This is a genomic window from Streptomonospora nanhaiensis (assembly GCF_026642255.1).
Lineage (GTDB): Bacteria > Actinomycetota > Actinomycetes > Streptosporangiales > Streptosporangiaceae > Nocardiopsis > Nocardiopsis tropica.
This window is the reverse complement of the sequence record NZ_CP113264.1, coordinates 2,650,669-2,671,944: the sequence shown is the minus strand read 5'-3', so window position 1 is coordinate 2,671,944 and position 21,276 is coordinate 2,650,669. Positions and strand designations below refer to the sequence as shown.

General features: G+C 73.0%; 16 protein-coding genes, 2 pseudogenes and 1 other annotated feature. Of the genes and pseudogenes, 11 read left to right on the top strand and 7 right to left on the bottom strand.

The features are described from left to right. Positions 1 to 272: 272 nt before the first annotated feature. Both pgi and OUQ99_RS11435 read right to left on the bottom strand, forming a co-directional pair. Positions 273 to 1,973: a glucose-6-phosphate isomerase gene (gene pgi, locus OUQ99_RS11440; RefSeq protein WP_267949415.1), complete on the bottom strand. Its 1,701-nt coding sequence runs from the start codon at positions 1,971 to 1,973 to the stop codon at positions 273 to 275. Positions 1,974 to 2,185: 212 nt separating this feature from the next. Next, positions 2,186 to 3,025 carry an ion transporter gene (locus OUQ99_RS11435; RefSeq protein ID WP_267950343.1) on the bottom strand — a complete coding sequence of 280 codons (840 nt, stop codon included), beginning with the start codon at positions 3,023 to 3,025 and terminating at the stop codon, positions 2,186 to 2,188. A gap of 274 nt (positions 3,026 to 3,299) precedes the next feature. Between OUQ99_RS11435 and OUQ99_RS11430 the strand changes: the two genes are divergently transcribed. Further along, on the top strand, positions 3,300 to 3,548 hold the full coding sequence (locus OUQ99_RS11430) for a hypothetical protein (protein ID WP_267950342.1): 249 nt from the start codon (positions 3,300 to 3,302) through the stop codon (positions 3,546 to 3,548). Between the two features lie 25 nt (positions 3,549 to 3,573). On the opposite strand, the gene OUQ99_RS11425 is transcribed toward OUQ99_RS11430, so the two are convergent. Continuing rightward, positions 3,574 to 4,329 (bottom strand): FadR/GntR family transcriptional regulator, encoded by a 756-nt coding sequence (locus OUQ99_RS11425; protein ID WP_267950341.1) that lies wholly within the window; start codon positions 4,327 to 4,329, stop codon positions 3,574 to 3,576. Between the two features lie 1,075 nt (positions 4,330 to 5,404). Between OUQ99_RS11425 and OUQ99_RS11420 the strand changes: the two genes are divergently transcribed. The 5 genes from OUQ99_RS11420 to OUQ99_RS11400 all read left to right on the top strand — a co-directional run bounded on the left by OUQ99_RS11420 (position 5,405) and on the right by OUQ99_RS11400 (position 10,782). Next, the gene (locus OUQ99_RS11420) at positions 5,405 to 6,097 is read left to right on the top strand and encodes a 7-cyano-7-deazaguanine synthase (protein ID WP_267949414.1); all 693 of its coding nucleotides are present in this window, start codon (positions 5,405 to 5,407) and stop codon (positions 6,095 to 6,097) included. 394 nt (positions 6,098 to 6,491) lie between these two features. Next, on the top strand, positions 6,492 to 7,277 hold the full coding sequence (locus OUQ99_RS11415; protein ID WP_267949413.1) for a (Fe-S)-binding protein: 786 nt from the start codon (positions 6,492 to 6,494) through the stop codon (positions 7,275 to 7,277). Continuing rightward, entirely contained in the window at positions 7,274 to 8,701 is a 1,428-nt protein-coding gene (locus OUQ99_RS11410; RefSeq protein ID WP_267949412.1) for a lactate utilization protein B, read from the top strand. Before OUQ99_RS11415 ends, OUQ99_RS11410 begins: the two co-directional genes overlap by 4 nt. A gap of 86 nt (positions 8,702 to 8,787) precedes the next feature. Continuing rightward, positions 8,788 to 9,411: a LutC/YkgG family protein gene (locus tag OUQ99_RS11405; RefSeq protein ID WP_267950340.1), complete on the top strand. Its 624-nt coding sequence runs from the start codon at positions 8,788 to 8,790 to the stop codon at positions 9,409 to 9,411. Positions 9,412 to 9,558: 147 nt separating this feature from the next. Continuing rightward, positions 9,559 to 10,782, top strand: a complete 1,224-nt coding sequence (locus OUQ99_RS11400) for an alpha/beta hydrolase family protein (protein ID WP_267949411.1) — start codon at positions 9,559 to 9,561, stop codon at positions 10,780 to 10,782. A 16-nt stretch (positions 10,783 to 10,798) separates the two neighbouring features. Here OUQ99_RS11400 and OUQ99_RS11395 read toward each other — a convergent pair whose 3' ends face one another. Beyond that, positions 10,799 to 12,316, bottom strand: a complete 1,518-nt coding sequence (locus OUQ99_RS11395; protein ID WP_267949410.1) for a cytochrome P450 — start codon at positions 12,314 to 12,316, stop codon at positions 10,799 to 10,801. A gap of 439 nt (positions 12,317 to 12,755) precedes the next feature. Here OUQ99_RS11395 and OUQ99_RS11390 point away from each other — a divergent pair, with 439 nt between their 5' ends. Continuing rightward, on the top strand, positions 12,756 to 14,057 hold the full coding sequence (locus OUQ99_RS11390; protein ID WP_267949409.1) for a DUF2786 domain-containing protein: 1,302 nt from the start codon (positions 12,756 to 12,758) through the stop codon (positions 14,055 to 14,057). 223 nt (positions 14,058 to 14,280) lie between these two features. Here OUQ99_RS11390 and OUQ99_RS11385 read toward each other — a convergent pair whose 3' ends face one another. Then, on the bottom strand, positions 14,281 to 15,156 hold the full coding sequence (locus OUQ99_RS11385; RefSeq protein WP_267949408.1) for an IS3 family transposase: 876 nt from the start codon (positions 15,154 to 15,156) through the stop codon (positions 14,281 to 14,283). After that, positions 15,085 to 15,198, bottom strand: a sequence feature (AL1L pseudoknot). Its footprint overlaps the gene before it by 72 nt. 56 nt (positions 15,199 to 15,254) lie before the next feature. On the opposite strand from OUQ99_RS11385, the pseudogene OUQ99_RS11380 reads away from it, so the two are divergent. After that, positions 15,255 to 15,803, top strand: a pseudogene (locus tag OUQ99_RS11380) (peptidoglycan recognition protein family protein); the annotation flags it as partial. A gap of 93 nt (positions 15,804 to 15,896) precedes the next feature. Here the strand turns inward: OUQ99_RS11380 and OUQ99_RS11375 are convergent. After that, the gene (locus OUQ99_RS11375; RefSeq protein WP_267949407.1) at positions 15,897 to 17,063 is read right to left on the bottom strand and encodes a DUF418 domain-containing protein; all 1,167 of its coding nucleotides are present in this window, start codon (positions 17,061 to 17,063) and stop codon (positions 15,897 to 15,899) included. A 177-nt stretch (positions 17,064 to 17,240) separates the two neighbouring features. Between OUQ99_RS11375 and OUQ99_RS11370 the strand changes: the two genes are divergently transcribed. From OUQ99_RS11370 to OUQ99_RS11360, 3 genes and pseudogenes are all read left to right on the top strand, one after another. Then, positions 17,241 to 18,551, top strand: a complete 1,311-nt coding sequence (locus OUQ99_RS11370) for a sensor histidine kinase (protein ID WP_267949406.1) — start codon at positions 17,241 to 17,243, stop codon at positions 18,549 to 18,551. Further along, positions 18,508 to 19,161: a response regulator gene (locus tag OUQ99_RS11365; protein WP_267949405.1), complete on the top strand. Its 654-nt coding sequence runs from the start codon at positions 18,508 to 18,510 to the stop codon at positions 19,159 to 19,161. The genes OUQ99_RS11370 and OUQ99_RS11365 overlap by 44 nt, the downstream gene beginning before the upstream one ends. 209 nt (positions 19,162 to 19,370) lie before the next feature. After that, positions 19,371 to 19,823: pseudogene (locus OUQ99_RS11360) on the top strand (DUF2786 domain-containing protein); the annotation flags it as partial. A gap of 1,138 nt (positions 19,824 to 20,961) precedes the next feature. Here the strand turns inward: OUQ99_RS11360 and OUQ99_RS11355 are convergent. Then, on the bottom strand, positions 20,962 to 21,189 hold the full coding sequence (locus OUQ99_RS11355) for a hypothetical protein (protein ID WP_267949404.1): 228 nt from the start codon (positions 21,187 to 21,189) through the stop codon (positions 20,962 to 20,964). Between the last annotated feature and the right edge of the window lie 87 nt (positions 21,190 to 21,276).

The window sequence follows — 21,276 nt, the reverse complement described above, 5'->3', positions numbered from 1 at the left end:
GACCGCACCACGGGTCCGCGGGTCCGGGGGACGCCGCGAACGGGAAACAGGGAACGTGGGTCCGCCGTGCGGGACAGCGGGCTCGAGCCCTGGACGGGCGAGCCCCGCGCACGCGGCGGATCGGTCTCGATGTCAGTTCAGCATGTCCCCGCCAGGCTAACCGGACCGGCGCGGAACGCGCAAAGGGTTTTCCGGCGCGGCGCGGCCCCGTCTCCGCCTGCGGGAGGGATGGGGCCCTCCCGCAGGCGGAGACGGGATCCGCTCCCCTGGCCCTACCTGCCGCGCAGGGACCGGTAGCGCTCCACCAGGGACGCGGTGGAGGCGTCGAGGCCGGTCACGTCGGCGCCCTCGCTCAACGCGGGTTCGACCCGCTTGGCCAGGACCTTGCCGAGCTGCACGCCCCACTGGTCGAAGGAGTTGATGTTCCAGACCGCCCCCTGCACGAACACCTTGTGCTCGTAGAGGGCGACGAGCTGGCCCAGGACGGACGGGCTGAGCCGGTCGGCCAGGATCGTCGTGGTGGGGCGGTTGCCCTCGAAGGTGCGGTGCGGGACCAGCTCCGCGGCGACGCCCTCCTCGGCGACCTCCTCGGCCGTCCTGCCGAAGGCCAGCGCCTGCCCCTGCGCGAACAGGTTGGCCATGAGCAGGTCGTGCTGGGGCACCAGGGACTCGGGCAGGTCGGGGGCCGGGTTGGCGAAGCCGATGAGGTCCGCCGGCACGAACCGGGTCCCCTGGTGCAGGAGCTGGAAGTAGGCGTGCTGGCCGTTGGTGCCGGGGGTGCCCCACACGACGGGGCCGGTCTGCCAGGCGACGGGGCGCCCGTCCCGCTGCACGGACTTGCCGTTGGACTCCATGTCGAGCTGCTGGAGGTAGGCGGTGAACTTCGACATGTGGTGGCTGTAGGGCAGGACCGCGTGGCTCTGCGCGTCGTGGAAGCCGCCGTACCAGACGCCCAGCAGCCCGAGCAGGAACGGCAGGTTGCGCTCCACCGGGGCGGTCGCGAAGTGGGTGTCCATCAGGTGGAACCCGGCGAGCATCTCCTGGAACCGCTCGCGCCCCAGGGCCACCATCAGGGACAGGCCGATGGCCGAGTCGTAGGAGTAGCGGCCCCCCACCCAGTCCCAGAACTCGAACATGTTGCGTGTGTCGATGCCGAAGGCCTCGACCGCGGGGGTGTTGGTGGACACCGCGACGAAGTGCTTGGCGATGGCGTCCCCGCCGGGCTTCTCCCCCAGCCCGTCCAGCAGCCAGCCGCGCGCCGCGGTGGCGTTGGCGATGGTCTCGACGGTGGTGAAGGTCTTGGACGCGACCACGAACAGCGTGGTGGCCGGGTCCGCGTCGATCAGCGCCTCGTGCAGGTCGGTGCCGTCCACGTTGGACACGAACCGGAACTCCAGGCCCCGGTCGGTGTAGGGGCGCAGCGCCTCGTAGGCCATGGCGGGGCCCAGGTCCGAGCCGCCGATGCCGATGTTGACGATCCGGCGCACGGGCAGGCCGGTGTGGCCGCGCCACTCGCGCGAGCGGACGCGGTCGGCGAAGGCGCCCATGCGCTCCAGGACCCGGTGCACCTCCGGCACCACGTCGTGGCCGTCGTCCTCGATGACCGCCCCGCGGGGCGCGCGCAGGGCCGTGTGCAGGACGGCGCGGCCCTCGGTGACGTTGATGTGGTCGCCGCGCAGCATGGCGTCGCGCAGGTCGGCGACGCCGGTGGCGGCGGCCAGTGCGCCGAGGAGGCCGAGGGTCTCGTCGGTGACCAGGTTCTTGGAGTAGTCGACGTGCAGGTCGCCGACGTCGAGCGTGTACCTCCCGGCCCGGGAGGGGTCGTCGGCGAACAGCTCGCGCAGGTGGGCGGGGCCGAGCCGCGCGCGGTGCTCTCCCAGCGCGGTCCACTCCCCCCTGCGGTCCAGGGGGAGGCCCGGGGCGGCCCCCTCTCCGGTGTCCCCGGTGCGAGGGAGGGGTGTGCTGGCAGACATCCGGTCGCTCCTCGTCGTCCGTGCGGTCAGGTGCGGGCGGCGGCGCACGGATGCCGGGTCCGCGTGCCGCCCCCACCGTGCGGCTGTGCCGCCGAACCGTCCGAAGGCGTCCGGCGCACAGCCCTAGCCTGCCACGAACACCACCGCTTCCGGGGCTTTCCACAGCCCCGGCCGGAAGACGGCGCGCCGCGGGGACCGGCCCCCGCGGGCGGTCACACCTCCTGGCGCTCCCGGCGCAGCTCGGCCACCTCGGCGCGCAGCGTCCGGAGCTCCGCCATGATCATCGCGTGTCCCGGGTCGGGGCCGCCGTCGTCCGGGTCGGGCACCGCGCGGCCGCCCCGCCCGTCCCCGGGGCCGTCCCCGCTCTCCTCGCCGTCGTCCTTCTCCAGCGCCTCCACGGCGACGGCGATGAACAGGTTCAGGGCGACGAGGGTGGACACCAGGACGAAGACCACGAAGAACACCCAGGCCATCGGCGTGTGCTCCATCACGTCCTTGGCGATGGTGCCCCAGCCGTCGGCGGTGGCGATCTGGAAGAGGGTGAACAGCGAGGTGGGGAGGTCCCGGAAGTACTCCGGGGAGTCGTCCGCGAAGAGCCGCGTGGCCATGACCGCCGACACGTAGAGCAGCAGCATCACCAGGAAGAGGATGGACATCATGCCGGGCAGGGCCCGGAACAGGCCGGACACGACGTGCCGCAGGGACGGGATCACCGAGAGCAGCCGCAGCACCCTGAGGACGCGCAGCACCCGGAGCACGGAGAACGGCCCGGAGGTGGGCAGCAGGGCGATCCCGACGATCACCATGTCGAACCAGCTCCAGGGGTCGCGGAAGAACTCCGCCCGGTGGGCGTAGACCCGCAGCCCCAGTTCGAGGACGAACAGGGCGAGGATCACGATGTCGATACCGCGGAGGAGTTCGCCGTGGGCCGCCATCGCCCGGGGGGAGGTCTCCACGCCGAGGATGACGGCGTTGATCAGGATGAGGGTGACGACACTCGCCTGGAACCAGGAGGCGTCGACGATCGTTCGGACCCGGTCGCGCACGGTCACGGGAGAGGGGACTCCGTTCGTCATCTCGGACAACAGCGCCAAATCCTACCGTCCGTGACCACGCGGCGTTCCGGCCCTGGTGACCGCTTCGTCCCCGCCGGGTCCCCGGTCCGCACGCCCCTCTGGCATCCCCTGCCCTGACCAGGCATGATCAGGGGTAGGGACCACGAGAGCGAGGGGGAGGCCGGTGACAGGACGACCCGACGGGTCCGGCGTGGGGCCCTTCGACCCCGCGCCCGGACACGAGAGCGACATCGACGACGTGGACGCGGACATGGACGTGGGCGCGGCGGACCAGGACACGGCGGTGGCCGAGTACCTGTCGGACCACCCGCACGGCCTCCGGATCGAGGAGCTCGAGGACCACGACGCCCTCGGCATCGGCGCGGAACTGCGCCAGGAGGTCCCCGAGCAGGCCCCCGAACCGGCGGAGGAGCAGGACCGGGCGCCGGACGGGGAGGACCTGACGCGCGTGCTCGGGGCGGAGGAGTTCGCGGACGGGATCCGCGACGGGGACGGCTGAGCCCCCGGCGCCGGCGGTGGTCCCCTCACCGTCCCGGCGCCCGCGTTCGGGTTCCGGCCCCGTCCCCCTGCGCGAGGTCGGCCCGGAGCCAGCGCTCCACCCGCAGGACGTGCACGGTCGCGGCGGCCCTGGCCGCGTCGGGGTCGCGCGCGACCAGGGCCTCGTGGATGCGCTCGTGGTCCTCGTGGAGCGCGGCGCTCAGACCGGCCTCACGGTGCCCGGCCCACACGCGGGCGTTGAAGGTGCGGGAGGACAGGCCCTCCCCGATCGCCGCCAGCGTGGCGTTGCCGGTGCTGGCCACGATGGCCTGGTGGAAGCCGAGGTCCGCGCCGGCCGTGTCGAGCACGCCCCCGTCGGGGGACTCCCGGCGGGGGCGTGTGCCGCCCTCCGGCGCCGCGCCCCCCGGAGCCCCCGCGCAGTCCATGGCGTCGGAGCCGTCCATGCGCTCCAGCAGCGCGCCGATGCGTTCCAGGTCGCGCGCGTCGGCCCGCGCCGCCGCCAGGGCCGTGGCGGCGGGTTCGAGCATCCGGCGCACCTGGAGGACCTCCAGGAGGGTCTGCCCCTGGGACACCTCGGCGAGCACCGAGAAGGTCTCCAGCAGGTCCGCGGGGCGCAGCGCCGTGACGTAGACGCCCGCCCCGTGGCGGGCCTCCAGGACACCGAGCGTGGTGAGGGCGCGGATGGCCTCGCGCATGGAACTGCGGGAGACCCCGAGCTGGACCGCCAGGTCGCGTTCGGTGGGCAGGCGCTCGCCGGGGCCGACCTCGCCCCCCGCGATCATCGCCTTGATCCGCTCGACGGCCCTCTGGGTGACGGGCGTGCGCTCTCCGCCGGGATCGTGGGGCACGGATCTCTCCAAGTCGTCGGGCCGTGGCGCACCGCCCTCGCGGGGCGCCCCTCGCTGTGTTCCGGGCGGCGTCCGTGTCCGGTCCGGACTCCGAGAGGCTGCCGCACCGTTCCCTTTGACGGGCGATTCATCATACCAATTTTCTGATACATCATTGCTCTCCGCCGAAAAACCAGCTTATTTCCTCGACTTGCTTCTCCTCACGACAGAGTGGTCCGACCATTCGGCGCTCGTCGGAATGGAGCAGCAAGTCCTGTCGCGGCCGGGGCCCTGGGGGATACCGTGCTCTCCGCCGGGGCGAACCTCGGGCGCCGGGCCGCGGGGCGCCGCCGTGGGCGCCGGGACGGGCTCTCCTGGAACGACGGCCGGGGACCCGTCCAGCGACGCGGTACATCCGGCGGACTCCCCCGCGACGTGCGAACCGGGTTCCGCGAAACCCCTCACACGACGGATCCGGATCTGCTCAACTGGGAGCAGTGTCGCCAAGGATGCTTGGAGCCGACCGTGATCCCTCACCTGTGCCGGGTGCCCGCCGCTCGTGCCGCCGATGATGCGGCCCGGCGCACCCATGGCCCGGCCCACCGCCCGGACGCGAGCGGCGACGGTCCCACGGCGGGCCCGCGCAGGCCCGCATCGAGAACGTGGGCCGGCTCCCTCCTGCGGACCCCGCACCGGGAGACGGTCCTGCCGTCCTGACACGGCCCCGGTCCACCTGCCCCCGAGCCCCGAGCCCGCCCGTCGCCACAGGTGGTGACACACCGTGTCCGACCCGACCGCCTGCCCGCCGACCCCCGCGGCAGGCGTCCGCGGGCTCCCCCGCCGCCACCGGGCCGGCCCCTTGTGCCGGACGCCGGCCCCGTGCCCTCCGTCCGCCCGACCCCGGGCGGCGGACAGAGCCGGGCGGCACACCACCGAGGCCCCGCACGAGGAGTGCCGGGGCGGCCCCACGGGACTCCCCCTCTCACCGTTGAACCCGCACCGACGAAGGCAACCGAAAGGGAGATCTGCAATGAGCGACCTGGTACTGCTGTCCGGCGGCATGGACTCCGCCACCGCCCTGGCCCTCTCCGCCCAGGAGGGACGCGCCGGCGCGGTCCTCAACATCAACTACTCCCAGCGCAACGCGGCCGAGATCCAGTCGGCGAGGAGCCTGGCCGAGCACTACGGCGTGGACTACCACTTCATCGACCTCTCCTCCTGGGGGGCCAAGCTCCGCTCCTCCTTCACCGACCCCACCATCGACGTGCCGAGCGGCCCCTACTCCAACGGCGTGTACGGGGACGGCGGCGCCGACTCCACCGGCGTCACCGTGGTGCCGTCCAGGAACGGCACGTTCGTCTTCGCGGCCCTGGGCATCGCGCAGACCCTGGGGCACGACCGCGTCGTCACCGCGGTCCACGCCGACGACCACGACGTCTACCCCGACACCAGGCCGGAGTTCATCGCCGCGGTCAACACGGCCGCGCTGCTGTCCACCAGCGGCACCGTCACCGTCCACACCCCCTTCTCCCGCACGAGCAAGGCGGGCATCGGGAAGATCGGCCGGAGCCTGGGGGTGCCGTACGAGCTGACGTGGTCGTGCTACTCCGCCGGCCCCTCGCACTGCGGCACCTGCGGGACGTGCATCCTGCGCCACGACGCCCTGACCGCCGGGGGCCACACCGACCCGACCGTGTACGCCGTGGTCCCGGAGCTGGTGTAGCCCGTACGCGCCGCGGTCCGCACCCGTGGCCCGGCAGGTCCGCGCACCGGCTCCTCCGGCGGACCGGGGTACCCGTACGCCGCTCCCGGCGGGGGCGGGCCCCTCCCCGCCGGGAGCGGGCCCGCCGGCGAGCAAACCCGCCGGGACCGCCCGGCCGGACCGGCGGGGCCCGGGAAGCACCGGTGGCCCGGAACGGATCCGCCCGGCTCCGACACGTGTCCCGGGCCACACCACCGAAAAGTGATCGTACCAATCCTGCCTGAGACTCTCCCTCAACACCGATAAACCCCCCTGTTCTTGCCGCACTTCCTCCGGTGTGCAAAAGTGGTCGGACCACTGGAAGGCTCGTGGCGAGCGGGACGCCGACCCCTGGAGGGCGGCTCGAGGGAGGCCCATGCGGATCGCACTCTTCATCACCTGTGTCAACGACACACTCTTCCCCGACACCGGACGGGCGGTGGTGCGGCTCCTGGAGCGGCTGGGCCACGAGGTCGTCTTCCCGGAGGACCAGACGTGCTGCGGCCAGATGCACTACAACACGGGGTACCGCAGACCGGCGACACGGCTGGCCGTGCGCTTCGTCAAGACCTTCGAGGGCGCCGACGCCGTCGTCGTCCCCTCCGGCTCCTGCGCGGCGATGATCCGCGACAACTACCCGCGCCTGGGCGCGGGCGGCAGCCGCCTGTCCCGCAAGGTGGCCGGCCTCGCCCCGCGCGTGTACGACCTCACCGAGTTCCTGGTGGACGTGCTCGGGGTGACCGACGTGGGCGCCTACTACCCGCACAAGGTCGCCTACCACCCGACCTGCCACGGGCTGCGCATGCTCGGCCTGGGCGACCGCCCCTACCGGCTCCTGCGCGCCGTGCGCGGCCTGGAGCTGGTGGAGCTGGAGGGCGCCACCGAGTGCTGCGGCTTCGGCGGCACGTTCGCGGTCAAGAACGGCGACGTCTCCTCCGCCATGGGCGCGGACAAGGCACGGCACGCCGTCGAGACCGGCGCCGAGGTCCTGTGCGCGGTGGACAACTCCTGCCTGATGCACATCGGCGGCATCCTGTCCCGGCAGCGGTCGGGCATGCGGGTGGCGCACATCGCCGAGATCCTGGCCAGTACCGAGAAGGGCGGCTCGGCCGGGCCCGCCCCCGACGACGCACCCGCCGCGAAGGAGGCCGTCACCCGATGAGCGCCACGTTCCTGGGCATACCGCCCTTCCCCGAGGCCGCGAGGGCGGCCGTCGACGACTCCCGGACCCGCCACAACCTGCGCAGGGCGACGCACACGATCCGCGACAAGCGCGCGTCCGTGGTCGGCGAGCTGAACGACGACTGGCAGCTGCTGCGCGCGGAGGGGGCGGCGGTCAAGGAGCACACGCTCCGCCACCTGGACCGCTACCTGGAGCAGTTGGAGGAGTCGGTGACCCGCGCGGGCGGCCGGGTGCACTGGGCCGCCGACGCCGAGGAGGCCAACGCGATCGTCACCCGGCTGGTGAAGGCCACCGGCGAGACGGACGTGGTCAAGGTCAAGTCGATGGCCACCCAGGAGATCGAGCTCAACAACGCGCTGGCCGAGGCGGGGATCACCGCCTACGAGACGGACCTCGCGGAGCTGATCGTGCAGCTGGGCGACGACCTCCCGTCGCACATCCTGGTGCCCGCCATCCACCTGGGACGCGCCCAGATCCGGGAGATCTTCCTGGACCAGATGGCGGAGTGGGGGACCCCGGCCCCGCCGGGGCTGACCGACGACCCCCGCGCCCTGGCGGAGGCGGCCCGGCTGCACCTGCGCGAGCGCTTCCTGCGCACCAGGACCGCGATCTCGGGCGCCAACTTCGCGGTGGCCGACTCCGGGACGCTGGTGGTGCTGGAGTCGGAGGGCAACGGGCGCATGTGCCTGACCCTCCCCCAGACCCTCATCTCCGTGGTGGGCATCGAGAAGATCGTGCCGACCTGGTCGGACCTGGAGGTGTTCATGCAGCTCCTGCCGCGCTCGTCCACCGGCGAGCGGATGAACCCCTACACCTCGACCTGGACCGGGGTGACCCCGGGCGACGGCCCACAGGAGTTCCACCTGGTGCTGCTGGACAACGGCCGCACGGACGTGCTGGCCGACACGGTGGGCCGCCAGGCCCTGCGCTGCATCCGCTGCTCCGCGTGCCTGAACACCTGCCCGGTGTACGAGCGCACGGGGGGCCACGCCTACGGGTCGGTGTACCCGGGACCGATCGGCGCGATCCTCACGCCGCAGCTGCGCGGGATGTCCTCGGCGGTGGACGAGGCGCTGCCGTACGCGTCGTCGCTGTGCGGCGCCTGCTACGAGGTCTGCCCGGTGGCGATCGACATCCCGGAGGTGCTGGTGCACCTGCGCGAGGAGGTCTCCGCGGGCAGGGGACACCTGGGGGAGAAGGCGTTGATGGCGGGCGCCGAGGCGGTCTTCTCGTCCTCGCGCGCCCTGGGGGCCGCCCAGCGCGCGGCGGGGCTGGGCCGCAACCTGGTGCCGGGGCACCTGCCCGGCACGGCCGGGGAGTGGACGGACACCCGGGACGTCCCGGACGTCCCCGCGGAGTCCTTCCGCTCGTGGTGGAACAAGCGTGGGAAGGGGCAGCGGTGAGCGCATCGCGGACGGGACGGACCCCGGGACGGGGAGGGGCCGCCGGAGGCGGGCCGCGGGGCCCCGTTCCGAGCAGCAGGGAGCGGATCCTCGGCCGGGTCAGGGCGGCGCTCGCCGACGTGCCCTCCGACGAGCCCGCGGTGCGGGCGCCGGGGCGCGGCTTCGCGGACAGCCACGCCGCGGGCCCGACCCTGGACGTGTTCGAGGACCGGTTGCGCGACTACAAGGCGCAGGTGCGCCGGGTCCCCGCCGACCGGGTGGCGGCGGAGGTGGCGGCGGCCCTGGACCGGCGCGGAGCGCAGCGGGTGGTGGCCCCTCCGGGGGTGCCGGACGCGTGGTTCGACGGGGCCGCGGCCGAGCGGCTGCCCGACTCCCGGGAGGAGCCCCTGTCCGTGGGGGACCTGAACGGGGTGGACGGCGTGGTCACGGGGTGCTCCGTGGCGATCGCGGAGACCGGCACCATCGTCCTGGACGGGAGTCCCGACCAGGGGCGGCGCGCGATCACCCTGGTGCCCGACTACCACCTGTGCGTGGTGCGCGCCGAGCAGGTGGTGGACGGCGTCCCGCAGGCCGTGCGGCTGCTGGACCCGGCCCGGCCGCTCACGTGGATCAGCGGCCCCTCGGCCACGAGCGACATCGAGCTCAACAGGGTGGAGGGGGTGCACGGCCCGCGCACCCTGGAGGTGCTGCTGGTCGAGGCCGCGCCCTGACCCCGGACGACCGGTGGGGGTGGGGCCGGCCCCACCCCCACCGGTCGTGCGGGCCCCCGGGAGAGGGGACGGCCCGCCGTATGGTCCGGCGGACCGGGGCTTCCTAGGGTCGGAGGCGACACGACCCCACCGAACGACGGGACGCGCATGCCCCACGTACGACGCAACGCCGACCCCCTCCCCCGCGCCGCCCGCACGCGGCGCCGGCAAGCCCCCTCCCGCCTCCGCACCGGGGCCGTGCTCGCCGCGGCCCTGGTGCTGGCCTCGCCTGCGGGCGCGCTGGCGGGCCCGGCGGCCCCACCCGCCCCGGTGGAAGTTCCGCGCGCCTCCCTCCCGGCCCCCACCGGGGAACGCCCGGTCGGCCGCACGACCCTGCACCTGGTGGACGAGGGCCGCGAGGACATGTGGGTCGGCGGTCCCCGCGAGCTGATGGCGACCCTGTGGTACCCGGCCCGGTCGGACGCGGGACGGCGCGCGCCCTACATGACCGAGGCCGAGTCGGCGGCGACGCTCGAGGCGCGCGGGGTGACCGGCCTGCCCGCGGACACCCTGCACCGGGTGCGCACCCACTCCCGTCTCGACGTCGCCCCCGCCCGCACCGGGGACGGCCTGCCCCTGGTCGTCCTGTCCCCCGGCGCGGGGCACAACAGGATCTGGTTCTCCTCCCTCGCCGAGGAGCTGGCCAGCCACGGGTTCGTCGTGGCCGCCGTCGACCACGCCCACGAGTCCGCGCCCGTCGAGTACCCCCACGGGCTGGTGACCGGGTGCGCCGGGTGCGGCAGCGGGGAGTGGGCCCGGGGCGCGGTCAACCGCGCCGGGGACGTCTCCTTCCTCCTGGACCGGCTCACCGGCCCCGACCCGGCCTGGCGGTGGTCGCACGTGATCGACGCCTCCCGGATCGGGATGGCGGGGCACTCCTGGGGCGGCTCGGCCACCGCCGAGACCCTGCGCCTGGAGGAGAGGGTCGACGCCGGGATCAACCTGGACGGCCCCTACTACGCCACGGCGCTGGAGGAGGACCTGGACAAGCCCCTGGCCCTGCTCGGGAACGACCGGGGCATCGCCTGGGAGGGCCACGAGGAGATGTGGCCGCGCCTGACGGGGTGGCGCCAGTGGATCAGGGTCACCGGCTCCGGGCACTCCAACGGCATCGACCAGGGGCTGGTCACCGAGCAGCTGGGGCTCCGTGACATGTATCCGCCCGAGGAGTGGCGCAACCTGTACGGCGACATCCCGGTCGGACACGGCCTGGACCTCGTGCGCGCCTACGGCCTGGCGTTCTTCGACCACCACCTGCGCGGGGGCGACCAGCCCCTCCTGGACGATCCGGAGCGCGTCCACCCGGAGCTGGTCGTGGTGGACCCCGGGTAGCCGCGTCAGGCGCAGGTCAGCCCCCGGGGCGCCAGGCGGCCAGCAGCACCTCCAGGGGGTCCGGCCGGGTCTCCTCCTCGGCGAACGGGGCCTGGTACCGGGCTCCGGCCCCCTGGGGCGGACGGCGCGGCCGGGGCCTGGGAGCCGCCGCCGGGACCCGGGCGGCCCGTTCGTCCGGGTTCTCCTCCCGGGCCAGCGGCGCCTGGTAGCGGGCGCCCTGGGAGGCGGGCCTGCGCTTCTTGCGGATCCACCTGCGCACGGGCGCCTCCGGCTCCTCCTCGGCGGGCTCGGCGCGTTCACCGGTGGCCGTGAACCACACCGGGAGCTCCACCAGGCCGTGGACGGACGGCCCACCGCGGCGGCGCAGCCCGTGCGGCTCGACCGCCAGGACCATGCCGCGCATCCGGTCCACGGCCATGTCGATGGCGGTGCGCACCAGCTCGCGCGTGAACCCGGTGGCGGGACAGCGGTGCGCCCCCGCGCCCCACAGCAGGTGGGAGCGGTTGCCCGCCATCGCCATCGCGTCGTCCCCGCCGTGGAACACGGACGGGTCGGTGTGGGCGGAGGCGAAGCCGAACAGCATCGGCTCGCCCCGCCGGAGGCGGGCGCCCGCGAAGCCCGCGTCCGCCGTGGCGTAGCGCCCGGCGAGCATCCGGATCGGCGGGTCGGTCCACATGACGTAGTCGACGAAGTCCTCGGGGGTGAGGGTGCCGCCCAGGTAGGCGGTCCACACCCCCGGGTCCTCCAGCAGCCTGAGCAGGGCGTTGCCGATGAGGTGGGTGGTCGGCTCGTGCCCGGTCTCCCACAGCAGGGACAGGGACGCGACCGCCTCCTCGTCGGTGAGCCCGTGGGGGTGGGCCAGCAGCCGACTGGCGAGGTCCTCGCCGGGGTCGGCCCGCTTGCGGGCGACCAGGCCCGCGAAGTAGGCGCGGACGGCCCGGGCCGCGGGTTCGGAGCGGTCCGGCTCGCCGCTCCACAGGCGCGTCGTGAGGTCGGCCAGCAGGCGTCCGTAGGCGTCCGGCAGTCCGAAGAGCTCGTTGAGGACGAGCGCCGGGAGCGGGGCCGCGTACTGGCCGATGAGGTCGGCGCTCCCCTCGGCGGCGACCCGGCCGAGCAGGTGCACGGCCGCGCGCTCGACCACCGGCACCAGCTGGGGCGTGCCCACCTGTGCCAGGGCCTCCACGAGGGGCACCCTCAGCCGCTGGTGCTCCTCGCCGTCGCGGGCCAGGGCTCCGCTGCGGACCGGGGCCGTGCCTGCGGGGCTCCACGGGCGCGGGTCCGCGGAGAAGAGGTCGCGGTCGCGCAGGACCTGGAGGTTCTCCTTGTACCCGAGCAGGAGCCAGCCGCGCTCCCCGGGGCCGACCTCGACGGGGACCAGCCCTCCGTGACGGGCACGCAGCAGGTCCCAGGGCACGTCGTCCCCGGGGCCCCCGTGGAGCCGCGGGGCCCGGTCCGCGCCGCGGGGGCAGCCGGCGGCGTCCGCCCCGCCCCGCGGGAGGCCCTCCCGGTCGTCGGCCCCGGTTCCCTGGCGCATGGCGGCTCCTCGGTGGGTACGGATGGGAGCCGACGGTATTCCCCCCGTGTTTCCGCTGTGCTTCGGGGAGGAAAGCACTGCCTTTCCTTCCGGGGCAACGGGCTCCACGGCGGGGCAAGGCGGGATTTCACGACACCGCGCCCAACGGCGGCGTTGTCGCCGCACGGGAGCCGAATCCCCCTTCGGGCGCACCCGATCCGGCACGGGGCCGCCGAACTGCCCCTTCGCCGGCGGAGGGCTCCCGACGGCGCCGCCCGGTCCCTCCCCGCGGGGGAATACGGGCGGCGGGACGCGCAGGGGGCGAAAAGCGCTCCCAGGCGCGCGACCGGCCCTTTTCCCGGAGGTTTCGGTTCTCTCACCGCGAATCCGGCCGACGGGGATCGGTAGGATTGTCCGTCGGCTCCACCGCCGAACGACGACACGACCGGGGAGAAGCACCGTGGGCAAGAAGGGTCGTGGCCGACAGCGTCGCGCCGCCGGGGCGCCGACGGCCGCCTGGGCCGGGCCGGAGGCCGGGGCCTCCCCCGCGGAGGTGGTGTCCGGGGCGGTGGACGCGCTCGTGTCCGGCGGGGAGGGCGGGGGCGTCGACCTCGCCGCGGCCCGGCTCGCCGACACCGAGGACCGCGAGTGGGCGGACGCGGCGGGGCGCGCCCTCCTGGCGGCCCTCCTGGACGCCGCGGCCTCCGCGTGGACCCGCGGCTGGCAGCCCGCCGAGACGGTCCGCCAGGTCGACCGCGTGCTCGGAGCCGTGGCCGCGGCGGTGTGCGCCGACGCCGTGACGGCCGACATGGAGCGCCACTCCCCGGCGACGGTGGACCCGCGCTGGGCCGAGCAGGTGCGCGGGTTCGGCGTGAAGGCGTCGTGGGGCCGCGGCGAGGGGTACCCGGCCCACGTCGGCGCGGAGCACGGGCTGCTGCGGTTCGAGGCCGTGGACGCCGTACTGCGGGTGCTGGCGGCCCTGCGGGTGCTCCCTCCCCTGCGGCGGCTGTGCCCGCCGCCGGGGGCGTACCGGCCGGGCCGCCCGGGCGCGGCGCGACGGCCCGAGCGGGTGGACGCGGGCAAGCTCGCCCGGGTGCGGGCCCTGCTGGCCAAGGCCGAGTCGACGGAGTTCCCGCAGGAGGCGGAGGCGCTGAGCGCCCGCGCCCAGGAGATGATGGCGCGGCACAGCATCGACCGGGCCCTGCTGGCCGAGGGCCCCGGGGAGTCGGAGGCCGCCTCCGGGCGCCGCCTGCCGGTGGACGCCCCCTACGACGAGCACAAGGCGGTGCTGCTGCACGAGGTGGCCGAGGCCAACCACTGCCGCGCCGTGTGGCACCAGGAGCTGGGGCTGTGCACCGTCATGGGTTTCCCCGGGGACGTGGAGGCCGTGGACCTGATGTTCACCTCCCTGCTGGTCCAGGCCGAGACGGCGATGCGGGCCAGCGGCTCGGTACGGGACCGGTCGGGGCGCGCGGCGGGCAAGGCGTTCCGCGCCTCGTTCATGTCGGCGTTCTCGGTGCGGGTGGGAGAGCGGCTGGTCGAGACGGCGCGCGCCGCCGAGAGGGCGGCCCAGGCCGAGACCGGCACGGACCTCGTACCGGTCTTCGCGGCGCGCGAGCGCGAGGTGGAGGCGGCCGTCGCGGAGGCGTTCGGCGAGCTGACCTACTCGCGGGTGCGGGGCCCCTACAGCGAGGACGGCTGGGTCGAGGGGCGCGCCGCGGCCGACGCCGCCTCCCTGGGCTCGCGCCGCCACCTGCCCTGAGCCCCGGTCCCGGAACGGCCCGGGCCCTCGCGGAAGTCGGCGCCACGCCCTGGAGCGTGTCCGCGCCGGCCCGCACCGCGGCCGTGCACAGGCGGGACATGACCTGGCGCATGGAGCGTCCTCGCGAAGACCCGCGACACAGGTGAGCCGCTCCCTGTCTCGTGCCGGGTTTATTGGAGGCTCTGGCATGTACCGGCTTCGGTGGAGCCGTGTTCTCGGATTCTCAGGCCACGGTGCTCGGTAGTCTCTTCTCGAACTCTATGGGTGTCAGCCAGCCAATCGCTGAGTGCCGGCGCTGGCGGTTGTGGAAGATCTCCAGGTACTCAAAGATCGCGTTGGCCAACTCCAGCCGGGTCCGCCACCTGCGCCGATCCAGCAGTTCAACCTGCATACGCGACCAGAACGACTCGATGACGGCATTGTCGTAGGGATCGCCGGTGGTGCCGACCGAGGCCACCGCCCCCGCCTCGGCCAGGCGCTGGGTGGAGCGCACCGCGAGGTACTGCACGCCCCGGTCGGAGTGGTGGACCAGGCCGTCGATGCGCCGCCCGACGTGGGCCCGGTTCCACACCGCCATCTCCAACGCCTCCAGGGCCAGGTCGGTGCGCAACGACCGTGACACCTGCCGGCCCAGCACGCGGCGGGAGAACACATCGATCACGAACGCCGCGTAGACCCACCCGGCAAAGGTGCGGATGTAGGTGGTGTCGGCGACCCACAACCGGTTGGGAGCATCCGCGGCGAAGGAGCGTTCCACCAGGTCCGGGCGCATGTCCAGGCCCGGGGCCGGGGTGGTGGTGCGCGGGCTCTTGGCCCGGGTGATGCCCCGCAAACCGGCCCGGCGCATAAGCCGGTGGACGGCGTGGCGGGCCACCCGGTGGCCCTGCCGGTTCAGCTCGGCGTGGACCTTGCGGACCCCGTAGACGCCGTAGTTGTCGGCGTTCACCTGCCGAATCCTCGCGGTGGTGGCCTCATCGGTGCGCGAACGCAGCGACGGCGCCCGCGATTTGGCCGCGTAGTAGGTGGACGGGGCGACCTGCAGCACGTGGCAGATCGGCTCGACCCCGAACTCCTGGCGGTACAGGTCGATGTAGGCCACTACCTGGTGTGTGGGCCCTCGAGCTCCGCCGCGAAGAAAGCCGACGCGGATTTGAGGATCGCGTTGGCCCGCTTGAGCTCGCGGTTCTCGCGCTCGAGCTCGGCCACGCGCTGAACCTGTCCAAATCGATTCAGAACTACCACATGGACAGCAACGGCTGGATCGACGCCGGCCAGCAGCTGACCATCAGTCGCGGCGGCTACGTCATGGAGGGTCGCGATCGCACCCCGGAAGCCATCGCGGCGGGACAGCACGTCGTGGGCACCCACGTGGCCAACTACAACAGCAGCAGTATCGGTATCGAGAACGAGGGCCTCTACATGACCGTGGGCCCGTCCCAGGCCCTGCCCAACTCACTGGTGCAGACCCTGACGTGGCTGTGCGGTGCCTACGGGCTCAACCCGAACAGCGCGATCCGGGGCCACCGGGGCTTCAACGCCACCGCCTGCCCCGGTGACGTGTTGTACGCGCAGCTCCCCGAGCTGCGCGGCTGGGTCACTCGGACGATGCGGGTCTACGGCATTCCACTCGCTGCCGAACACGCGTCGGACGAGGACGGTCCCACCTGCCCGTCCGTGCCCGAGAACGAGCCGGAGCGCGAGTTCTACCACGGTCCCGCCAGAGGGGAGGACGACTTCACCCGTTAGGAACCGTAGAGGACGCTTCCCCGTTCAGTGTCTCTCTTGGCACCTCCCGATCGCGGTGCCCGCCATCCCCCGGCGGGCACCGCTTTTTTCGTCTCACTTCCTGACGGGAGGCGGGCTGGAGGAGGGTCTGCCCTCGGGGACCCGGGCCAGGATCCAGGTCTGCAACAACTCCATCGGCCCCCGCGCAAAACGGGACAGCCACCAGCGCGAACCTGCCACCAGCACCAGGCTGATCACCGCCCAGGCGGCCACCATCCAGCCCGCGTGGTGCGCGTGAGCGGCCAGGCCGAGGCCCCAGTCGTAGAAGAGCACCGAGGCCAGGAGGTTCTGGAGGATGTAGCAGCTGAGCGCCGTCCTGCCCACGGCGGTCAGGGAGACCGTGACCAGCCCGGTTCGCCGTACCCGGTCCATCAGCAGTCCCACGAGTCCCACGTACCCCAGCATCAGCACCACGGAGAAGACGCGGTTTCCGATTAGGAACAGGGAGTCGTCGGGCCAGACGGGGGGCAGCGCGTTGAGCGGCAGACCCAGCCCCAGGCCCCAGACCGTCATCCGGGACCGCAGGGCCCGACCGACCCGGTCGTCTCCGAACGCTCCGGCCCGGTACAGGCGCACACCGAACAGGAAGAGGAACACCATCAGGGGAAAGGTATGGAGCACCGTCACCCGGGAGTCCAGAAAGTCCGTCGCCCGGTACAGGACCTGGTCGGTGTAGCTTCCTTCCAGGTACAGCTGGCCCTCCTCGGTCTGCATCGGGGGGCTCTGCCTGTGAACGACGGGGAAGAACAGGGTGGTGAGCGCCGTCACCGAACCTATGAAGGTGAGGTGGAGGCCCAAAGCGGTCCACATGACGGCCGAGCGCGTCCGCTCGGAGAGGCCGAGGACGTAGACCACCAGCAGCGCCGTGATCGCGTAGCCCATGAGCACGTCCCAGGAGAACAGGAGGACGACGTGCAGAGCCCCCTCGACCAGCAGGAGGAGGGCGCGCCAGATCTGCTTGCTTGGCCGGGAGTGACCACGTTCGGCCGCGGCCCGGTACTGGATGGCCAGGCCAACGCCGAACAGCAGGGTGAGCATCGCGAAGAACTTGCCGTCGATGAACATGCTCCGCAGCCCTTCGGCAACGGGGCCGTAGCCGCCTGATTCGGGATAGCCGAAGAGCCAGATGTTCATGGCGAGTGTGCCCAGGATGGCGAACCCGCGCAGCACGTCCAGGAGCGGTATGCGCGGGGGCGCGGGCGGTCGTGTGGTTGTGTCCATGGGCGTATGGTCCCGGGGTTTCGCCCGCCGGGGCATCTGCCGAAGGGTATAGGCCGGGCTTCTTCGACCTTCGCGCCCTGCCCGTTGCCCGTACGCCTTTGACCCTCCGAGCCCCGCCGTCGCCCGTACGCCTTTCGGCGGACGCGGACACCGTGCGCCGTACCGCACTATGGACGGATGGGTGCGGCAGAGGTGGGCGAAACGTTCGCGCGGAGGCGGTGGCGATGGCGGTGGCTCCCCGTCCCGGTGCGCGACGCGGTGGTGGCGGTACTGGTGGGACTGGTGGTCTTGGAGTTCTCTCCCGTCAAGGGCAGCGCCGAGGCGGGGTGGCTCTCCCACACGGTCGTGCTGCTCGCCTGCGCCCCTCTGGTGCTGCGGCGGCGGTTCCCGTTGACTGTGGTTCTGGCGACCGGAGCCCTCTCGTTCGTCTCGTACGTGACCGTGGGCTACAGCAGCCCCCTGATCGCCGCCATGTTCGCCGCGGCGTCCGCGGCCTACCGGCGCCCCGGTGCGGTACCGGTGCTGGCCGCGGCGGGGGTCGCGTGTTGGTCTGCCTCCCAGGTGATTCTCTTCCCTGACACCAACGGGATGGTCGAGTGGTCGGGGGACCCGTCCGCCCCAGCCGCGTCCATGACCGGGAACTTCGTGGGCTTCGCCCTGGGGACGCTGCCCGTCCTTATCCCCGTCCTGGCGGGGTACGTGTGGCGGCTGCGGGCCGACCGCGCTGAGGGGGTCCGGCGCGAGGCGCGCAACGCGTTCGAGTATGAACGGTTGCGTGAGAGGGAGCGGATCGCCCGCGAGGTGCACGACATCGCCGGTCACCACCTCAGCGCGATCCGGTTGCTGGCGGTCGGTGGTCGGCAGGCCGTGGCGGGCCGGGACCCCGAGGCGGTTGCCGTGCTCGGGTCGGTCGCGGATCTGTCCGGCCGCGCGGTGCGGGAGGTGCGCGAACTGCTGGAGGCGTTGCGCGAGGACCGGCTGACCGGGGCGGTGCCGGGCACGGGGCTGGCGGACCTTGCGTCCCTGGTGGCGGCTCTGGAGGGTACGGGCGTAAACGTGGAACTGGTGATGTCCGAGGGGGTCGGGGAGGGCCTGTCCGAGCGAGTGGAAGCGGACGCGTACCGGATCGTCCAGGAGTCCCTGGGCAACGTGCTGCGGCATTCGTCGGCGCGGCGGGTCCGGGTGAGGCTGACGCGCACGGCCGACGCGCTGACGGTCATGGTGGAGGACGACGGATGGCGCATCGTGGCGGCGGAGGGCTCCGGCGGGCGCGGTCTAGCGGGGATGCGGGAGCGCGTCAGGGAGCTGGGCGGCGTCCTGGAGGCGGGGAACCGCCCCGGGCGGGGCTGGCGGGTGCGGGCCGTGCTCCCAGCGGAGGGCGTCCGGACGGACAGCGCGGCCAGTCCCGGAACAGCGGAGAACACGCGGAACAGGGAGGGGGCGCATGATCCGGCTGCTGATCGCCGACGACCAGCCAGCCGCCCGTGAGGGGCTGCGGCTGCTGTTCCGGCCGGTCGAGGACGTGGAGGTGGTGGGTGCGGCCGCGAACGGCCGGGAGCTGGTGGCCATGGCACGCCGCCTGCATCCGGACGTGGCGCTCACCGACATCCGGATGCCCGGCATGGACGGCGTCGCGGCGGCCCGGGAGCTGTCGGGGCTCTCACCTTCGCCGCCGACGATCATGCTGACCACGTTCGACACCGACGAGTACCTGTTCGGGGCGCTCCAGGCGGGGGCGGTGGGGTTCCTGCTCAAGGAGAGCGAACCGGAGCTGTACGTGGAGGCGGTGCGGGCGGCGGCCTCGGGCCAGGGGGCGATCGATCCGAGGGTCACACCGCGCCTGGTGAAGCGGTTCGCGAGGACCTCGCCGCGCACACCGCCGCCGCTGGCAGTGGAGCTGACGTACCGCGAACGGGAGGTGCTGGTGCTGGTGGCCAGGGGCCGCAGCAACGCCCGGATCGCCGGGGAGCTGGGCATCACCCACGGCACGGCCAAGGTCCACGTGGCCCGGATCCTGGCCAAGCTGGGTGTGGAGAGCCGGGTACAGGCGGCCGTCTACGCCTACCGCCACGGCCTGACCACCTGGGCGGACGGCTAGGCACTGTTCTCGAAGCGGTGAGATCGCGGAGCCGGGTCCGGCAGGACCACGTCACCTCGTGCGGACGGGTGATCTTGATCAGCAGGCCTGTCGGGGACCCGAGTGGGTGATGCCCGCCTTTCCGACGGCGATCTGGTCGTTCATCCCGGTGCTCGACGATGCCGTGGTGGGCATCGATGTGTTCGCGGGCCCGGCCGTCGCTCGCGCGGTCGAGGAGCAGCGATACGATGGCGCGGCACAGCATCGACCGGGCACTGCTGGCCGAGGGCCCCGGGGAGTCGGAGGCCGCCTCCGGGCGCCGCCTGCCGGTGGACGCCCCCTACGACGAACACAAGGCGGTGCTGCTGCACGAGGTGGCCGAGGCCAACCACTGCCGCGCCGTGTGGCACCAGGAGCTGGGGCTGTGCACCGTCATGGGTTTCCCCGGGGACGTGGAGGCCGTGGACCTGATGTTCACCTCCCTGCTGGCCCAGGCCGAGACCGGCACGGACCTCGTACCGGTCTTCGCGGCGCGCGAGCGCGAGGTGGAGGCGGCCGTCGCGGAGGCGTTCGGCGAGCTCACCTACTCGCGGGTACGGGGCCCCTACAGCGAGGACGGCTGGGTCGAGGGGCGCGCCGCGGCCGACGCCGCCTCCCTGGGCTCGCGCCGCCACCTGCCCTGAGCCCCGGTCCCGGAACGGCCCGGGCCCTCGCGGAAGTCGGCGCCACGCCCTGGAGCGTGTCCGCGCCGGCCCGCACCGCGGCCGTGCACGGCGAGGGCGGCCCGTGAAAGCGTTCTCCCGACGGCCCTTCGGAAGACGGCCGGAACCACCCGGGCCCTGCTGTCCCCCGACGGCGTCCCGGACGCCCTCCGAGCACCGCCGACGCGACCCCCCGGGCCCGCACGGGATTACGGGAGGCCGACGCGCCAGAAATGCGGCCTCGACCACACGGCCCCATGCAACAGAAGACACCGCACCGGCACACTTTCCGGATGAGAAGAAGGACTCCCTTCGCAGTCGGATCCCGCCTGATTCCCCGAGGGCCGGACCCGCTGCCGCCCCGGGAGGCCGGGCACATCCGGGCGGGTCTCAGCCCGCGACCCGGGCACCTGCGATCAGGCCGGGACCCGGCAGGAGGCCCCCCGACAACGCACACCGGAAAAGAAACAGAAAATCAGTCACAGGAAAAAGAAGGACAGAAAAAGTGGACACCCCACACAAAACCGAGCCACCCCGGCGAATCATTCACCTTCAAACGACACAACAGGAATCACACCGAACAAAAGAAATACACCCCGCAGGTTCGTGACAATAAGCATCAGGCCCCCCGCACATTCGGCACCCGACCGAAAAAATCTGTTACACGGAAGCAACAAAAGTCCGCGACCACTCCCCGGGGACACCTCGATCCCGGGGGTCGTTTCCACGCCTCCACACGCCGGTGGTACCTTTACCGTCGCTTCAGATGCAGGTAGCGGAGAAAGGGGTCGGGCATGCTGTTTGACCCCCCGAAAATGGGTGACTCAGCACACAATTTCGTCAAAGTGGTGCTGGGGATCGACCTGCCCCGGGCCGGCACACCGGCCATGCGCGCCGCTTCGGAGGTCTACGACACCCTCGACGAGCAGGTGCACGAGCTCCCCGACGTCATGGACACGACGCGCAACCGCGTCCGGAGGAACTTCGGTGGAGCGGCCTCCGACTACTACGACCGTCCCCTCTCGGCCTTCACCAACGAGGAGAGGGACTACGTCGGCAACGGGGCGAGAACGAGCCGCACGCTCTCGGCCGAGCTGCGCAAGTCGGCGGCGAACGTCGACTACATGGTGGCGATGGTCTGGAGCCAGGTGGCCCAGTTCATCACCGAGACCACCTTGGCCGTCGCGACGGCCAAGGTCACCTTCGGCGCGCTGATCCAGCACGTCCAGATCGACAACGGCGACCGGGACGGGGCCGACCAGTACTTGCTGCGCGACGCGCACGTGGGGGCCGTGATCGAGGAGCTCGTCCCCGCCGGCAGCTCCGGAGGCTTCGGGGTGTTCGTCAACAGCGGTTTCGCGGAGGCCTTCACCCGACACCTCGACGACCTGCGCGGCCGACCGGACCTGCCCGCGCCCCCAATGCCAGAAGGAAG

What these genes read in the sequence shown, in the direction of transcription:
- pgi (WP_267949415.1), bottom strand. Translation starts at nt 1,973, where the DNA reads ATGTCTGCCAGCACACCCCTCCCTCGCACCGGGGACACCGGAGAGGGG.
- OUQ99_RS11375 (WP_267949407.1), bottom strand. Translation starts at nt 17,063, where the DNA reads ATGGACACAACCACACGACCGCCCGCGCCCCCGCGCATACCGCTCCTG.
- OUQ99_RS11395 (WP_267949410.1), bottom strand. Translation starts at nt 12,316, where the DNA reads ATGCGCCAGGGAACCGGGGCCGACGACCGGGAGGGCCTCCCGCGGGGC.
- OUQ99_RS11430 (WP_267950342.1), top strand. Translation starts at nt 3,300, where the DNA reads ATGGACGTGGGCGCGGCGGACCAGGACACGGCGGTGGCCGAGTACCTG.
- OUQ99_RS11410 (WP_267949412.1), top strand. Translation starts at nt 7,274, where the DNA reads ATGAGCGCCACGTTCCTGGGCATACCGCCCTTCCCCGAGGCCGCGAGG.
- OUQ99_RS11415 (WP_267949413.1), top strand. Translation starts at nt 6,492, where the DNA reads ATGCGGATCGCACTCTTCATCACCTGTGTCAACGACACACTCTTCCCC.
- OUQ99_RS11365 (WP_267949405.1), top strand. Translation starts at nt 18,508, where the DNA reads ATGATCCGGCTGCTGATCGCCGACGACCAGCCAGCCGCCCGTGAGGGG.
- OUQ99_RS11425 (WP_267950341.1), bottom strand. Translation starts at nt 4,329, where the DNA reads ATGATCGCGGGGGGCGAGGTCGGCCCCGGCGAGCGCCTGCCCACCGAA.
- OUQ99_RS11370 (WP_267949406.1), top strand. Translation starts at nt 17,241, where the DNA reads ATGGGTGCGGCAGAGGTGGGCGAAACGTTCGCGCGGAGGCGGTGGCGA.
- OUQ99_RS11400 (WP_267949411.1), top strand. Translation starts at nt 9,559, where the DNA reads ATGCCCCACGTACGACGCAACGCCGACCCCCTCCCCCGCGCCGCCCGC.
- OUQ99_RS11420 (WP_267949414.1), top strand. Translation starts at nt 5,405, where the DNA reads ATGAGCGACCTGGTACTGCTGTCCGGCGGCATGGACTCCGCCACCGCC.